The organism is Salinibacter altiplanensis (assembly GCF_002894645.1).
Lineage (GTDB): Bacteria > Bacteroidota > Rhodothermia > Rhodothermales > Salinibacteraceae > Salinibacter > Salinibacter altiplanensis.
Window position 1 is genome coordinate 455,926 of sequence record NZ_NCQY01000020.1, and the last position, 16,733, is coordinate 472,658.

10 protein-coding genes are annotated in these 16,733 nt (G+C 65.1%); 3 read left to right on the top strand and 7 right to left on the bottom strand.

Features of this window, described 5'->3' with window-relative positions:
- Positions 1 to 73: 73 nt before the first annotated feature.
- From B7R93_RS09380 to B7R93_RS15520, 3 genes are all read right to left on the bottom strand, one after another.
- A complete protein-coding gene (locus tag B7R93_RS09380; protein WP_103020496.1) occupies positions 74 to 2,122 on the bottom strand; it encodes an amino acid permease in 2,049 nt (682 codons plus the stop codon).
- Between the two features lie 48 nt (positions 2,123 to 2,170).
- Positions 2,171 to 3,871, bottom strand: a complete 1,701-nt coding sequence (locus B7R93_RS09385) for a potassium channel family protein (protein WP_198598632.1) — start codon at positions 3,869 to 3,871, stop codon at positions 2,171 to 2,173.
- 124 nt (positions 3,872 to 3,995) lie between these two features.
- Positions 3,996 to 4,175 carry a hypothetical protein gene (locus B7R93_RS15520; RefSeq protein ID WP_198598633.1) on the bottom strand — a complete coding sequence of 60 codons (180 nt, stop codon included), beginning with the start codon at positions 4,173 to 4,175 and terminating at the stop codon, positions 3,996 to 3,998.
- A gap of 208 nt (positions 4,176 to 4,383) precedes the next feature.
- Between B7R93_RS15520 and B7R93_RS09390 the strand changes: the two genes are divergently transcribed.
- On the top strand, positions 4,384 to 6,018 hold the full coding sequence (locus B7R93_RS09390) for a potassium channel family protein (RefSeq protein WP_103020498.1): 1,635 nt from the start codon (positions 4,384 to 4,386) through the stop codon (positions 6,016 to 6,018).
- Positions 6,019 to 6,449: 431 nt separating this feature from the next.
- Here the strand turns inward: B7R93_RS09390 and B7R93_RS09395 are convergent, their stop codons facing one another.
- The 3 genes from B7R93_RS09395 to B7R93_RS09405 are packed head-to-tail and all read right to left on the bottom strand — an operon-like array spanning position 6,450 to position 10,955.
- Entirely contained in the window at positions 6,450 to 8,714 is a 2,265-nt protein-coding gene (locus B7R93_RS09395; protein WP_103020499.1) for an APC family permease, read from the bottom strand.
- Positions 8,704 to 8,943 (bottom strand): hypothetical protein, encoded by a 240-nt coding sequence (locus tag B7R93_RS09400; protein WP_103020500.1) that lies wholly within the window; start codon positions 8,941 to 8,943, stop codon positions 8,704 to 8,706. The genes B7R93_RS09395 and B7R93_RS09400 overlap by 11 nt, the downstream gene beginning before the upstream one ends.
- Positions 8,944 to 9,002: 59 nt before the next feature.
- Positions 9,003 to 10,955, bottom strand: coding sequence for a cation:proton antiporter (locus B7R93_RS09405; RefSeq protein ID WP_232798252.1), 1,953 nt, complete (start codon positions 10,953 to 10,955; stop codon positions 9,003 to 9,005).
- A 338-nt stretch (positions 10,956 to 11,293) separates the two neighbouring features.
- Here B7R93_RS09405 and B7R93_RS09410 point away from each other — a divergent pair, with 338 nt between their 5' ends.
- Entirely contained in the window at positions 11,294 to 12,748 is a 1,455-nt protein-coding gene (locus B7R93_RS09410; RefSeq protein ID WP_103020501.1) for a Glu/Leu/Phe/Val family dehydrogenase, read from the top strand.
- A gap of 408 nt (positions 12,749 to 13,156) precedes the next feature.
- Here B7R93_RS09410 and B7R93_RS09415 read toward each other — a convergent pair whose 3' ends face one another.
- The gene (locus B7R93_RS09415; RefSeq protein WP_103020502.1) at positions 13,157 to 14,314 is read right to left on the bottom strand and encodes an LOG family protein; all 1,158 of its coding nucleotides are present in this window, start codon (positions 14,312 to 14,314) and stop codon (positions 13,157 to 13,159) included.
- Positions 14,315 to 14,643: 329 nt separating this feature from the next.
- Here B7R93_RS09415 and B7R93_RS09420 point away from each other — a divergent pair, with 329 nt between their 5' ends.
- Positions 14,644 to 16,695, top strand: coding sequence for a glycoside hydrolase family 97 protein (locus B7R93_RS09420; protein ID WP_232798253.1), 2,052 nt, complete (start codon positions 14,644 to 14,646; stop codon positions 16,693 to 16,695).
- Positions 16,696 to 16,733 lie beyond the last annotated feature (38 nt).

Consider the following 16,733-nt stretch of genomic DNA (forward strand, 5'->3'; position numbering starts at 1 on the left):
GAATGGGCTCCTCCGTCGGGCGGGCCTGGATGTGCGTCGCCCACATGCGTTGGGAGATGCAACCGTGGGCCGGTCACGTCGACAGTTCCGTCTCCGTCTGTGCCGAAAAGATGTCGTGGGCCGTCTGCACCGCGTCGCTGGGGCCGACGAGCACGATGTGATCGCCTCCGCACACCTCGGTCTGCCCCCGTGGCACAACGAACTTGTCCTCCCGAATGATGGCGGCCACCACACACTGCTCCGGAATGTCGATGTCTTGAATTTTCCGCTCGATGACCGTTCCGCCGTCGGGGACTTCCAGGTCGATCAGGCTGGCCACGCCCGATTCGATCTCGAAGAGGTCGGCCACCTCGGGGCGATCCAGATAGTTCTCGACCATGGCGGACGTCGCGTAGGGCGCGCTGATGCAGGTGATGCCGCTGTCTTCCATCAAGGAAACGTAGTCCGGGTCGCGGGCGATGGCGATGACCCGATCGATGCCCATCCGCCTGGCCTGCAGGGCCACGATGGCATTCCGCTCGTCGCTGTTCGTGGCGGCGATGGCCACGTCCATCTTGCGGGGCTCCACCTGCTCAAGAATCTCCTGCTTGGTGCCGTCGCCCTGGAAGATGGGGACGTTGTAGCGATGCTCCAGCTCTTCACAGCGCGCCTCGTCCTGTTCGATGAAGGTGATCTGATACTCCGAGGAGCGAAAGACCATTCGGAACTCGTCTTGCTTGAGGAGCCGGTCGGCAATGTTGCTGCCCTGGTTGCCACCGCCAATAATCAGTACGTTCATGTCAGGCCTCCAGTATGCTTGAACGAGAAGGTTGAGTCGGTGAATCGCGGCCGGAAGTCCGCTGAAGTCCGGGCGGTTGCTCGGCTGAATGAGGTAGAGCGCGCCGCCGACGGCCGTGAGTCCGCTTCCCAGCAGCAGGCTCTGTACCTCCAGCAGGGGCACGAAGAACCAGCATGCGATCATGCCCAGGATCGGCACGGTGGGGTAGAGCGCAATCTTGAACGGCCGCCGCAGGGCCGGCATCTTCTGGTGCAGCGCGATCACCGCGTAGTTCACGACGCCGATGGCGATCAGGTAGCCGAAGCTGCTGGCCGACGCCAGGAGCCGCACGATGCCGGAGGCGCCGAGGAGCGCGACGATGCCGGCGCAGACGAAGAGCGCGATGTGCGGCGTGTTGTGCGTGGGGTGCAGCCGTGCGAGGACATCGGGCACGTACCCGTCCCGCCCGAGCGCGAAGAGGACCCGCGCACTGGCGCCCAGCGTCACGCTGAAGGCCGAGAGGCTCGCCATGATGGTCGCCAGCACGCCCGCCCAGCGGCCCCACGTCCCAAACAGAACGTCCGCGATGAAAATAAATGGCGTGCCCGTCTGTGCCAGCTCCGTGTAGTTTACGGCCCCCATCATCACGTAGAGGAGCAGGATGTAGATGCCTACGCCCACGCCGAGGGTGATGAGGATGGCCCGCGGGATATTTTTCGCCGGCTCGATGATCTCCTCGGCGGCGACCGTAATAAGGTCGAAGCCCACGTACGAGATGTAGATGAACGCCATCGTGGGCAACAGCGGGCCGAGGCCCATCGGCGCGAACGGCTCCAGGTTCGCCGGTTCCACCTGCAGGACGCCGAGCACGCCCACGCCGATGAGGATGATGAGCTCGACGATGTTCATGACCGTGATCACCTGCAGCGCCTCGGCCTGGCCGCGGTAGTTGGAGGCGGTGAACACCACCGTCGTGGCCACCACCACGAGCACCACGCTGAGCTCGGAAAAGAAGTAGTTCTTGATCGTGAGCGCAAAGATGACGGCGTAGAGCGAGCAGGCTAGCGTGTTGCCGATCCAGAAGAACCAGCCGGTGAGGAAGGCCACTGGATCCGGCAGAGTGCGGCTCACGAACGAGTAGCCGCCCCCCGCAATCGGGATGGCGGCGCCGAGCTCGCTGTAGCTGAGTGCCGTGAAGAGCGTGAGCCCGCCCATCAGCAGGTACGCAATGATGCCGAGCGGCCCCACCGACCCGGCCACCTCGCTGGGCAGCGCAAAGACGCCCGGCCCCATCATGGCCCCGATGCCGATCATCACGGCCATGAAGAGGCCCACGTTTCGTTCAAAGCCTGCTTGCTCGGCCATGAGGGTCTGGGGATACGAAAAAGAGGGAGAGGGAGTTGTCCTGGGCGGTCACTCGTAGTGCTCAACGAACGTCTCCATCTGGTCGTCGGATCCGATGAGGACCAGATGGTTGTCTGAAGACAGGGGTGTGTCGCCGCCAAGGTTTGTCTTGAAGGTGTCGTTGTGCTCGAGGGCCACCACGTTAAGGCCGGTCTGTTCTCCAATGTGGCTTCCCGCCAGTGTTGTCCCCGCCAGTGAGGGCGGCACGGCCTGCGTGAAGAGGTCGACCCCCTCCCCGAGCACCACGAGGCGTCGTCCCCGCAGCGCCGCGTAGACTGCGTCGATGCCCAGCGTCGCGTAGCTGAGGACAAAGTCGGCCCCGGCGCGGTGGATGGCCTCCAGGTTGCGCTCGTGGGTGATGCGGCTTACCACGCGCATCTCGGAGTTGAGGCGGCGGCAGTACGAGGCGAGGTGGATGTTGATTGCGTCGTCGTGAGTCGTGAGCAACACGGACGGGGCCGTCTCGATCCCCGCCTCTTCCAGAAGGGCGTACTCGGCCGCGTCCCCACAGAACACCTCCGCGCAGTAGGGGCGAAGGACCTTGCAGCGTGCCCGCTTCTGCTCGACGAGGTGCACGGGCACGCCGCGCTTGTGGAGGGCCTGCACGGCGGCGCCACCCACCCGTCCGCCGCCGATGACGACGACCGGCTCGGTGTGGGTGTCGTCGGATACGACCATTCGGTTTAGGGCCCGGAGCTGCTCCGTCGTGCCCGTCACCACCAGTACACTCGTCGGGGCGAGGGGCGTGTTCGGCCGCACCGGCTGTAGGGAGCCCCGCTCCCAGAGGCCAACTACGGTCGCGCCCGTCTGCTCGCGAATTCGAGCCTCCCGAATCGTCTGGTGTTCGAGCGAGGTGTGTTGGACCGGCAGCTCCGCAAAGCGCAGGTCGCGGTACTGGCCAATCGGGTGCACCTCGCCGTACTCCGCGGTGATGCGGGTGGCCAGCTGCTCGCCCAGCCACCGCTTGATCGGAAGTACCTGCGTGGCCCCGCTCAGCTCCAGAATGTCCTGCGAGTTTTCGTGGCCGACGAGGGCCGCGACCGGCACCTCCGGCGCCACCTCGCGCACCGTGAGCGTAATGTTTGTGTTCGTCTGGTCGTCGTGGTTGGCGAGCATGAACTGAGCCCGGTCGGCCCGCACCGCCTCGTACGTCTCCTTATCGTCGATGTCTCCCGTCACAACCCGAACGCCGTCCATCTGCAGGTTCGCCGCGGTGGTAGGATCCGGCTCCAGCACGACGTACGGGATTTCGTCTCGCTCCAGCCGTCGCACCACCCCCCTCGCAATGGGATCGTAGTTCGTGAGAATGACGTGGTCGGAGGCATCGGCCGGCAGCGACCGCGGGGCCCGGTTGCGGATCTGCGACTCCAGCCACGGGGCGTAGAAGAAGCGAATGAACGCGAACGGCAGCACGATCAGCAGCATCACGATGCCGGACATCAGGACGAACACGCTGAAGAGGCGCCCGATGTCCGACTGGAACGTAATGTCCCCGAACCCGAGCGTGCTCATCACGGTCAGCGTCCAGTAGAGACCCGTGATCCAGGAGTGCTCCTTTCCCTCCACGTACAGCATGATGAAGTGGAAGACCACCGTAAAGACGGCGATGACCGCGACGAGCACGGCGACGTAGCGCAGCAGGATCGACAGGTTGCGCTTGACCTCCCGGTCCTTTAGGAAGTAGGAAAGATGGGTACTGATCGTTTTCATAGATGGAACCGGTCGACACCGAAATGAACGACGGATCAATGGAACGCACGGATACGAGGGCCCCTTTTTAGGGACAAGAGGCCAACAGTCAACCCAGTGCTTTCCTTTTCTTGACGGATCCCATTTACAGTAACTGTCCGGCAGCGTTGACGTTTTTGGCCGGGTTCCGAACAACAATGATGGACACGTCGACCATCGTGGCGTCGAGTTCGAGACGACTTGGGTCGAGGCCTTGGTCTTGCATCCACGCCGCGGCCGGCTTGCCACTCTTGTACGCGAGGGCACCATTATTTCCCAAAGACATTCAAGACTCATACATTTCCTTCGGTTCGTAGATCGGCTCGTCCGCGGCATAGGGAAAAATGACCGTGGGTCCGCAGGGGGACGGTCTGGCACGGCCCGTCGTCATCGAAGGGAACGGCTGCTCGCTTCAGACAAACTAGGCTTTTTCATTTCTCAGATCCGCCAGGCTGGAGATTTGCCGCCGGGGATGAGGCCAACCCGACGAGCGCATGAGCGACTGGCAGCGACGCGTCCTGAGAGCGGTGGGCATCGTGGGAACGATCCTCCTGTCGTATGCCCTCGTCTACCAGTGGGGCATGGGGGTGCATGAAGGCCAATCGGTGCTCTTCGTTCAGGCGCTGCAGGTGGTGATCGAGGCGGTCACGACGGCGGGGTTTGGGAGCCACGCGCCCTGGTCGAGCCCGCAGATGAACGCGCTGGTTCTCTTCATGAACCTGACGGGGGTGCTGTTTGTCTTCCTCGCCATTCCGCTGTTTGCCGTCCCGGTGCTGCGGGAGGCCTTCGAGCAGCGCCCGCCGGAGACGTTCTCCGAGGCCGGCCACATCGTGCTCGCGCCCCACACGTCCCGCATCGAGGCACTGATCGGCGAGCTGGAGGCCCAAGGCCGGAGCTACGTGCTCCTCGAGCCGCGCCGCGAAAAGGCCAAGGCCCTGCACGCCGATGGGTACTCAGTCGCCTATGGCGATCCGGAGTCGGTATCCGCCCTCGAGCGGGTCGATCTCCGCGCTGCCTCCGCGCTGGTGGTCGATGGGCGGGACGAGGTGGACACGAGCGTGATCCTCTCGGCGCGGGAGATCAGCGAGGAGATTCAGACCGTGGCCGTCATTGAGGACAAGGCGCTCGAATCCTACCACCGCATGGCGGGGACCGACCATGTCCTCTCCCCGCGCCAGCTACTGGGCCGAGGACTGGCCGGAGAGATTCCGTTCCTCCTCCCGATGGCGGAAGGCGCGACGATTGGAATCGGCGAGGACCTGGAGGTCGCCGAGCTCGACATCGAGACGGGGAGCCCGCTCTGCGGCCAAACGATCGGCCAGCTGCGGCTGCGCGAGCGCTTCGGGATTGACGTGATTGGCGCGTGGTTCGGTGGTACGTTCGAGAGCCCCGTCGGCCCGGAAACCACCATCAGTTGCCGGGCGCGTCTCCTCGTGTCCGGGGCGCCGGGGCGCATCCAGGCGCTCAGGCGGGAAGACAGCTCGACGCTTCAGCTGCGGAAGCGGCAGCGTGTCGTTGTCATCGGGTACGGCCAGTCCGGACAGGCCGCCGTCGACGTACTGGCAGATACGGAGGCCCGGCTCACCATCATCGACGCGAAGGATCGCCTGGACGTGGACATTGTGGGAGACGCCCGCGATCCCGAGGTGTACGAGAAGGCACGTGCCGGGGCGGCCGACGCCATCATCATCGACCTCGATGACGACACGACCACGCTGTTTGCCACGCTCATCGCGCGGGACGCCAACCCCGGGGCCCACATCGTTGCCCGCGCGAACGAAGAGGAAAATGAGCGGAAGATCTACCGAGCCGGGGCGGACTACGTTCAGTCGCTTGCGGCCATCAGTGGGCGCATGATGGCCGCGACCGTCCTCGATCGAGAAGAGGTGCTCTCGTTCCGGACGAAGATTGACGTGGTGCGCCTTCCGGCGGGGCGTCTGGCCGGGTGCACGCTCGCAGGGGAGGATGTGCGGGCCCGTACGGGGTGTACCGTCGTTGCGGCGGTCCGCGAGGGGGACGTGATCACGTCGCTCGACCCGGAGGCACACGCGTTTGAGGAGGGCGACGAGCTCGTCGTGGTGGGTACGGACGAGGGGGTGCAGCGCTTCGAAGAACAGTTCTTCCACTGAGCTCCTCACTGTCGGGCTCTCAGCCTACACCACCCCTGTAACCAGAGCGTCCAGCCCTCGCCGCATCTCTGGCAGGGACGTGCTGAGGCCGAGCGTACCTCGTTGCCGCCAAGACGCCCGGGCCTGCGTCGTCTGTTCGGCGGCATTCACGTCCTCGTCCCCGTGCCGATGGCTAGCGCGGGCAGCACCCAGGCGTTCGCGCTATCCCATTCTGGTCGGGAGAGAAACATGCGGGGCTCCGAAGACGCTGGCGGAGAAGGGGCTGGAGAGGACAACGCTCCGATGCTCGGCCTTCCCCGCACCCGTCTAGACTGGACGAAATCGATCGTTTCAATCTGGAACCCACGAAAAGAGCGCGAGGGCAATTGTTGATTGCAGGCCGTTTTCTGGCGGGAGTTGTGTGTTCCGATGCCTCTGGCATCCCCACACGGTCAGGCCAGGACTTCGCGGAACGAGATGTCCTCGGCGGCCAGCACGAACACAGTCGGCGGCAGGCCCGCGGTCCGCTCAAGCAGGCGGGTGTAGTACGACGCATAGTCCTCTTCCTCCTCCGGCGTCGCCATGCCGAGAAAGACAATGTCGGCGTCGGCGGAGGTGTCGTGCACAATCTCGTCGAAGACGCGCCCGCCCGCCTCAATTACGTTCAGTGTGGCGCCCGTCCGCAGTTGGTCCAGAATCGGGGCCACCGTTCGGCGCCGCTCCTCGGCTTCCTCGGTGTCGGTCGCCACGACGTTGACCCGCACCTGGGCGCCCTGCCACTCAAGGCTCGTCTGGAGCAGGTAGGCGAGGATCTTCATGAGCCCGCCGTTGCCCTTCAGTCCGCTCCACCACACGTCGATGCGCGCCCGATCCCCGAACCCCTGTTCCCGGCCGCGCAGCACGACGACGTTGCGGTGGGCCGCGTACAGATGCTCGATGAGCGTGCAAAACCTCTGGTGATGGGTCGAGTCCTCCGTGTCCCCGAGCATGATGGTATTGGGCTTCAGTACGCCGAGCCCGTAGTCCTCGATCAGCCGCTCGCCGCCTGCAAACGGGTCCTCGGCGGTCGTGGTGCGGACGAGGCTCTGCACCCCCCGGCTGCTGAGGTACTCGCGGAGGGTTGCTTCGGCCTCCTGCTGCTTCTCAAAGTCCGACGCCTCGCTCGGCCGGAGCACTGTGCCCACCGTCATGAGTGCCTGGTTGTGTGTGAGGGCACTCGCCAGCTCGATGACGGGCCAGCGCCGCCGGGGCGCCCCCGAGAGGACGAGAATGTGGGGCCGCCAGTTTTTGGGGTCCTGGTTGGCGTTGAGGTGAAGCAGGCCCGCCCGGGTCAGGCTCATCCAGAGGCCCTGCCGCACGTCGCCCCAGGCGGTGCGCAGGCTGCGGCGCTGCAGCCAGGCAAACACGACGCCCACGAACACGATGGCGATCAGCGTGGCCCACCAGTTGATGAGAAACATGACCGCTGTACAGCCCGCCGCCCCCAGAAGCGAGAGGGACCAGTGCACCTTGAACTCGGGCCGGAAGGAGGGACTGTCCAGAAAGGTCTCCACGCCGGCCGCCACGTTCAGGACCGCGTAGGTGGTGAGAAAGAACATCGTGAGGACCGGCGCAATCGCGTTGAGGTTGCCCGTCATCACCGCCCCCAGCGCGAGCCCCAGCGTGAGGACGGTGCCGCTCCGCGGGATGTTCTCTTCGCCGGCTCCCTTCCCCAGCCATTTCAGGGAGCTGGGCAGCACCCCGTCGAGCGCCAGGGCCTGCAGCACGCGCGGCGCCCCCAGGATCGAGCCGATGGCGCTGGAGAGCGTCGCCCCCCACACGCCCAGCAGAATGGCGTCGCCCCACCACGCCATGCGGCGCATGATGAGCGTGTCCTCGATTAGCGTCGCGGAGTTGGCCCACAGGCCCAGCAGAAGGGGCAGTGCCATGTACACGAGATACCCCACGCCCACCGCCCCGAAGGTGCCCCACGGAATGGCCGTGTTGGGGTCTTCGAGGTCGCCGGACAGGTTGACGCCCGCCATGATGCCGGTCACGGCCGGGAAGAAGACGGCAAAGACCTCCCAGAAGCCGGCGGCCTGGGTGTCGCCCGTCGCCCCCCACATCTGAATGTCGGACGGCTCCACCGGGCGCCCCGCCACCAGCGACACGAGGGACACGACGATGGCCGCGAGGATGAAGTACTGCGCCTTGATGGCGACATTCGGAGACCCCAGTGCCAGCACCGCGACCAGGATGGTAATCACGATCCCCACCATCTGAATGCCGGAGAGGCCCAAGACGCTCAGGGTCTGGAGTGCCGGAAAGGCGTTCACCATGCTCTCCGCAAACCCCACCGTATAGAGCGCCACCGAGAGCCCCTGCGCGATGTAGAGGGGGATGCCCACGGCCCCGCCGATTTCGATTCCGAGCGACCGGCTGATCATGTAGTACGCCCCGCCCACCCGCACGCGCTGATCGGTGGCAATCGCCGCGATCGACAGGGCCGTCAGGAAGGTGATGCCTGTCGAGATGGTGACGATGAGCAGCGTGCCGAGCAGCCCGGCATTGCCCACCACCCACCCGAACCGGAGGTACATGATGACACCGAGGATCGTGAGGATCGACGGGGTAAAGACGCCCCCGAACATCCCCAGTCCCCCCGGTTTTCCCGATGCGACGACCTCCTGTTGGTCGGCCTCGGCGGAGCGTTGGAGCGTATCGAGATCAGGCTTCATCTTGAAGAGCGAGCGGGACAGCAGAACAAATGGCGATCGGAATCGAGCGGCCGCGGAGTGTCCGCCGGACTCGAGGTGGCTCTTCGGGAGACATCGTGAACTCGGCGAGCTCCGTCGGGCACTTGCCGCCCTGTATGGCCTGGGCCGCGAGGAGATCGGGCACGTGACGGCGCACCGCATCCACCACATCGGTCACTACCGAGGGCTCGGTCTCCTGTCGGGCAAACACCGCAGGCCTCGTACATGCGTGCTGAGGGGTGGTTCGAAATGTCTTCCACGAAACGGGCTCTACGAAGCCCCATCGCTTGCGTCAGTGGGGGCCTTCTCCAGGGCCGGTCCCTCGTGCTTGGCCACCCGGTCCACCTCGGGGGTCTTGTGATCCTGATCGCGGACATCATCCTCCGTCCCCACGAGGGCGATGAACTGATCGTCGGGGCGCAGTTGGAACTGGCTCGTCTCGGACACGATCTCCAGCGTCTCGCCCCCGCGAAGGATGAAGAGGGGAATGACGGTCGCGTCCTCGTACGTGGCCGACAGGTCGTCGTAGGTGTAGTACTCCTGGGCCTCATCGGTGTCCTCGTCGACCAGCGAGAGGACCTCGATTCGGTCGCCCCGCTGGACGTGCGCCCTGAGCGACTGGTAGCTGGTGTTCTCTCCGAAGAGAGGGCGGCCGCGGAGGTGCCCTGGCATCACACCCTCGCCCCCGTGGCGGCTGTCGGGCTGGGCCGCCAGCTGGTAGATGTCGGTCGACTCGAACACCTCGGAGAAGTGGAGGGCCGTGAGGGAGGCCACCTCGTCGTTCGGGATCGTAATGAGTAGGTGCCCGATCCCGCTGAGGCTAATCTCGTCCAGGATGTTTTCCGACAGGGCGTTGCCCTGGTGAGCGGGCAGGCCCGCCTCGCGGGCGGCGTGGACGTGGTCCGGGTTGTTGTCGAGAAGCAGGACGGAATGGCCGAGCTCCTGCACATGCTGGGCCACCGTGCGTGCCCAGGGCGCCGCGCCGACAAACAGGAGTCCGTTTGGGTTGGGCTCGGCCAGGTTGAGCCACCGGGCGAGGGGCGAGAGCGTGAGGCCGTAGATGGCCACCGTCCCTACGATGACCGCAAAGATAATTGGCACCATGCCGTCGATCGCCTCCGGGTAGAAGGGGCGCAGCTGGTACGCGAACAGAGAGGCCACGGCGGCGGCCACGATGCCGCGGGGGGCGAGCCACGAGAGGAACGCCTTCTCCTCCCAGTCCAGGTTCGACCCGAACGAAGACAAGAAGACGGCGAGGGGCCGCACGAGCACCACCAGGATGCCCAAGAAGACGAGCACCCGCAGGTCGATGTACTCCAGGGCGCTCAGCTCCAGCCGCGCGCTGAGAAGCACGAAGAGGGATCCAATGAGCAGCACCTGGAGGTTTTCCTTGAACTCGATGATGCGTTGGACGGACACGTAGGGCTGGTTGGCCAGAGCGATGCCCATGAGCGTGGTGGCCAGGAGGCCGGACTCGTGCTGGAGCACGTTGGCGACGACGAACGCCACGACCACCACCATTAGTGTCACGGCATTCCGGAGGAAATCGGGCACCATGCGCCGCCGCAGGATCACCACGAGCAGAATGGTAGCGACCACGCTGATGCCCAGAGCCACGAAAATTTCGAGGCCGATGCCGATGGCCACGTGCTCGGCGGCGGCAGCCGTGCCGGCTCCTGCCCGCTGGGGGTCGTTGAGCAGAATCAGGGTCTCGAGCACCAGCACGGCCAGGATGGCCCCCACTGGGTCAATCGTAATGCCCTCCCACTTGGCAACGGTATTGACCCGTCCCTTGGGCCGAACGTGCCGCAAGAGGGGAACGACGACAGTCGGCCCCGTCACCGTGAGAATGGCCCCGATGAGGACCGCCAGGCCCACCTCGAACTCGAGGATGTAATGGGCTGCGGCTGCGCCGAGGCCCCACGTCGTAAGGACCCCGATCGTAATGAGGTTCAGGACCGTACTGCCCACCTCGCGCAGCTCGGACAACTGGAGGCTCAGTCCCCCTTCGAATAGGATAATGCCGATCGACAGAGACACGAACGCAAACAACCAGTCGCCCCGAAGGGACTGGGGGTCGAGCACGCCCAGTACTGGGCCGGCGAGGAAGCCCACCAGCAGCAGCAGCAGGATGGAGGGCAGCCGAAACCGCCACGCGGCCCACTGGGCCCCAATGCCCAGCACGACGACGACGGTGATGCTGAGAAGAATGGATTCAGGCACGGCCTGAAGGAATCGACGAGAAAACCGCGAACCCGGAGCGTCCGGGGAAGAGAGCCTAGCGAATGCCTTCGATCAGTCGCACCCGGGCGTCCCGACCGCGAAGGCCGGAAGGTTGAGGGGCGCGACCTGGAGAGAACAATGCAAAATGGCCACGCATGTTACTGGCGAGCCGCAGGCGTGTCCCGTCCCCCCGCTGGAGGGCACTGCCGAGGCAAAAGACACAGAGCCTCCGAAGAAATTTCGCAGCGAACGGACGTGGAAGTGCTTGCGGTTTGGGACAGTTCTCATTTTTATATGTGCACCGCGTCTCCTTTCACAGGCCGTCCCTTCTGTCCTCCATGTCCACCTCATCCTCGCAACCCAACGCCCACGCTGAATCGTCCGACGGCTTCTTCGGCGAGGTCAACCAAATGTTTGATGAAGCGGCGGCCCAAACGGACCACCCACGCGGTGTGCTCCACCAGATTCGGGCCTGTGACAACATCGTCCGGTTCGAGTTTCCCATCGAGCGGGACGACGGCAGTATCCAGGTCATTCGGGGCTACCGAGGAGAGCACAGCCATCACATGCAGCCCACGAAGGGCGGCATCCGCTACGCCCCCAGTGTGAACGTGGACGAGGTGATGGCCCTCTCGGCGCTCATGAGCTACAAGTGCGCCATCGTGGACGTCCCGTTCGGGGGGGCGAAAGGGGGCGTATGCATTGACGCCCGCAACTACTCAACGACAGAGCTGCAGCGCATCACGCGCCGGTACACCTTTGAGCTCGAGCGCAAGAACTTCATCGGGCCGGGGACGGATGTGCCGGCGCCCGACTACGGCACGGGGTCGCAGGAGATGGCGTGGATCATGGACACGTACAACCAGATTGGCGACGAAGACCTCAACGCCCTGGCGTGCGTGACCGGCAAGCCGGTGGGGCAGGGCGGCGTGCGGGGCCGGACCGAGGCCACCGGGCGTGGCGTCTACTACGGCATCCGAGAGGCGTGCGAGTATCTGAAAGACATGAATCGCCTCGGCTTGGAGCCGGGCCTGGAGGGGAAGAACATCGTCATCCAGGGACTCGGCAACGTCGGCTACCACGCCGCCCGGTTCCTGGAGAAGGGCGGGGCGGACATCGTCGGCATCGCCGAAATTGAAGGGGCCATCTATGACCCGGACGGCCTCGACGTGGACGACGTGGTCGCCCACCGCGAGGAGACGGAGTCCATCCTTGGCTTCCCCGGCGCCGAAAACATTGAGACCTCCGCGGAGGCGCTCGAACTTCCCTGCGACATCCTCATCCCGGCGGCGCTGGAGGGGGTGATTACCGCCGACAACGCCCCGGACATCCAGGCGAGCATCGTTGCGGAGGCGGCCAACGGCCCCGTGACCACGGAGGCCGACGAGATTCTTCAAGAGAAGAATATTATGATCCTTCCGGACGTCTACCTCAACGCGGGCGGCGTTACGGTGTCGTACTTCGAATGGCTCCGCAACCTCTCGCACGTGCGGCACGGGCGCATGAGTCGCCGCTTCGAGGAGCGCAACGCCGAGCGCATCCTCCGGGCCATCGACGAACTGACCGCGGAAGACTTCAACGAGGACCTCATGGAGACGCTCATCGAACAAGTCGGCTTCGGGGCGGGTGAGCGGGACCTTGTGCACTCGGGGCTCGAGGACACGATGAGTCACGCCTACGATGAGATCCGGGCCATCCGTGAGAAGAAAGACATCGACATGCGCACGGCGGCCTTCGTCAGTGCCATCGACAAGATTGCGAGCTCCTACGACCAGATGGGCATCTTTCCATAGTGTCACTCCCCTTCTTGCGCGCGACTTTGCTTTGCGCGCGAACGACGAGAAGGGTTGTCAGTGGAGGGGAGAACACGTGAGAGACGAGTTGCCGTGCCGAGGGCGTTTCCGCCGTTCCCTCCGCTCTCCTAAAGACGTTTCTCGCGCACGTGAGCTGATGTCTTCTCGGCCTCGTCTTTGTAACCGTACCCGTTGGCACAGGGAAGTCCAAGCCTGTCCCGGCATCCCCTGGGGCCGTCGACGTGAGGCCCTGGGAACGAGACGGGGGGCACGGCGGAGCGAGGTGCCCAGAACCCCCGTGAGGTCTGGAAGCGGCGAGAACGGAGCCGGGCCGGTTCAGGCTCCGCGAGAACGTCGCGATGATGAAAGAGGGACGTGCCCAGTTCCGACGACCTGCACGGTGAAGAGCTACGTCCTTCGGGGTGGAGCGTACTCCTCGATGCGCGAGACGGCCGTGTCCACGTCGTCGGTGAGCGTGAGGCAGTTCTGGTAGGGAGTTCCCGTGGCCAAGGTCTCCACGAGCGGATACACCGGCTTTGTCTCGGTCCAGTACGTCCGGTCGAGGAAAATCATGGGGCTGGCGGGGCCGACGGTCTCGTAGTGGTTCTGGGCCGCGTCCATGAACACCTCCTGGATCGTGCCGGCGCTGCCGGGGGCGTATACGATCCCGTACGTGGCGATGGCGAGCAGGCCGTCCTCCCGGATGCTGTTCGCAAAGTATTTGGCCACGTGCGTAGAGAAGAGATTGGACGGCTCGTGGCCGTAAAACCAGGTGGGCACGGCGAGGCTCTCTGCGCGGTCGGGGTAGCGCTCGCGGACGTCGTAGGCGCGGTCGAGGTAGGCGTCGTCCTCGTAGTGGGGGGCGGCGGCGAGGCAGTCAACGGCGTCGTCGAGCGCCTCGGACTCGTGGGGGGCCAGGGCGGCGCCCAGGTTGGCCGCTTCCATGGCGCCGGGCCCTCCCCCCGTCGCGACGAAGAAGCCGGCCCGCGTCAGGCGCCAGGCCAGTCGGGCCACCTGTCGGTAGAGGGAGGCGTCCCGGTCGAGCTGGTGGCCGCCCATGATGCCGACCACCCGCCGCTCGGCCCCCTCGCCGGGGGCCAAGAGGTCGCGCAGCGCATTGTCGACGGCGTGGTCGTGGATGCGAAAGGCGAGAGCGTCCATCACGGGTGCGTCGCGCCCGTCGCGCTTCCGGTCTTTGAAGTACCGGTAGATGCGGGCGTCGGTGGTCTCGTCGCGTGTCTCGGGGTGGCCCCGCTCGTAGCCGTCCATCAATTCGGCGGGGGTGTACAGCGACGACCGGTACGGGCGAAAGGGCACGCCCACAAAGCCGGGAAAGACTGTCCCCCCGGTTTCACGCACGTGCTCCTCGGCGGCGTCGGAGAGGGTGCAGCCGAGGAAGCACGCATCTTCGGCCGACACAGAGGTCAGGGTCGCCTCGGCGTCCGCAGCGGTAAGGTCGACGCCCTGCACGGCGGTGTTTTTCAGAGAGCGCTCGTGCTCGATGTGCCGCAGGAGGGCCTCTGTAGATTCGAGTTCCGTGAGGTCGTGGGGGCAGCAGTCGTACATCGGAAAGAGGAGCGACGAGACAACAAAGGACAGATTCCGTTGTCTCGTCGATGGGGGCGTTACGGCACAACAACGACCGAAACAGGTCCGTGAACGAGCGCCCACTCTGACGCGGGCCTTTGGGGGTTCCTCGCTGCACGTCGTATCCTGATCGGTGGCGCATCAGAAAATCCCGTCATCAGTCGTCAACATTGCGCCCGAAGGGAGCTCGTCCCATACTCTCATTGTCCGTACCTGCCGTAATGGCCTTCCGCTTCTCGTTCGGCCTTGCTGTCAGCATTGTCGCCGCACTCGCACTGTTCCTGCCCGCCTGTTCCTCCAACGAGCACATGATTGTGACTTCCCCCGACAGCACCCTCACCATTGGCGTGGAGCTACGCGACGGGCGTCCCCACTACCACGTGGAGGCGGACGGTGAGTCGTTGGTGGCGCCCTCTCCCCTCGGCTTCGAGCTGAACAACGGCCCGCCCCTGCGCGACGGGTTTGAGGTGGTAGAGACGACGCAGCGCACGGTGGAGGCCTCGTGGACGCCGGTCTGGGGCACGCAGGACACCGTGCGCAACCACTTCGCCGAGCGCACAATTCGGCTGCGGGAGGCGAATGGTCCAGAACGGCGGCTGACCCTCGTCCTGCGGGCGTACGACGACGGGGTGGCGTTCCGCTACCGCTGGCCCGAGCAGCCCAATCTCGACACGCTCCGCATTGCGTCGGAGGACACGCAGTTTCGCCTCACAGCGGACCACACCGCCTGGTGGATTCCGGATGACCACGACAATTACGAGTGGGTCTACCGCGAGACCCCACTGAGTGCTATTCGCGACAGCGCCGCCGCGATCAGTTATAACTCGTATCTCGAAGAGGCAGACGGGGGCGCGCCCGACACGAGTGAGAAAGAAGCGGCCCCCGGGACCGTCAACCCGCCGCTCACGCTGCGCAGCCCGGACGAGAGCCGATACCTTGCCCTCCACGAGGCCGCTCTCACCGACTATTCGAGCATGACGCTGCGGGCCGACTCGGAGACGGCCACCACGCTCCACACTACCCTCGTGCCCTGGCCCGACGGCGTGAAGGTGAAGGCCAGCGTGCCCCACCAGACGCCCTGGCGCGTGATTCAGGTGGCCGACCGGCCCGGCGCGCTCGTCGAGTCGCATCTCCTGCAGAACCTCAACGAACCGTCCAAGATCGAAGATCCCTCCTGGATCGCTCCGATGACGTACGTGGGCATCTGGTGGGGCATGCACATTGACAAGTACTCGTGGGGACAGAAGGGCACCCACGGCGCCACCACCGAGCGGACGAAGCGGTACATGGACTTCGCCGCCGAGCACGACATCGACGGGGTGCTCGTGGAAGGATGGAATACGGGATGGGAGACCTGGCTTGGGGGCGACGAGTTCGACTTTACCGAGTCCTACCCCGACTTCGATCTCCAGGAGATCGTGGACTACGGCGAGGAAAAGGGCGTCGCGCTCATCGGCCACCACGAAACCGGGGGCGACGTACCCGCCTACGAGCAGCAGATGGACGAGGCCTTCGCGCTGTACGACTCGGTGGGGGTGCCGGCCATCAAGACCGGCTACGCAGGCCCCATCCGGCCCGAGGGCGTGCATCACCACGGCCAACAGATGGTCAACCACTACCGGCGGGTCGTGAAGACGGCTGCCGAGCACGAGATTGTGCTCGACGTGCACGAGCCGGTGATGGGCACCGGCATCGAGCGCACCTGGCCCAACATGATGACCCGAGAGGGCGTTCGCGGCATGGAGTACAACGCATGGGCCGAGCCCAATCCGCCGTCCCACACCGTCACCCTGCCCTTCACGCGCATGCTGGCCGGTCCCCTCGACTACACGCCCGGGGTGTTCAACCTCACGCCGGAGGAGACGATGCCGGACCACCGCGTGCTCACGACCCTCTCGAAGCAGTTGGCCAACATGGTCGTGCTCTACAGCCCCCTGCAGATGGCGGCCGACCTCGTTGAAAACTACGAGGGGCACGACGCGGTCGAGTTCATCGAGCGTGTGCCGGCGGACTGGGCGGAGAGCCACGTCCTCCAGGCCCGCATTGGGGAATACACTACCATCGCCCGCCGAAAAAAGAACAGCAACGAATGGTACGTGGGCACCACGACGAACGCTGAGGCCCGCACCCTGAACGTTCCGCTTGGTTTTCTGGACGCGGGAAAGGCCTACGTGGCCCACGTCTTCGAAGACACGCCGGACACGGACTACGAGGACACCCCCCATGCCTACCGCGTCCGCCGTGGGCTGGTGACCCATGAGGACGTGATCGAGGCGAACCTGGCGCGCGGCGGAGGGCAGGCGGTGATCTTAGAGCCGGCGACGGAGCAGGACCGGCAGAGGCACGAGGGACTGGAGTAAGGGGGACGTGGGCTCGTCTGCACTCTGGCGAGACGAGG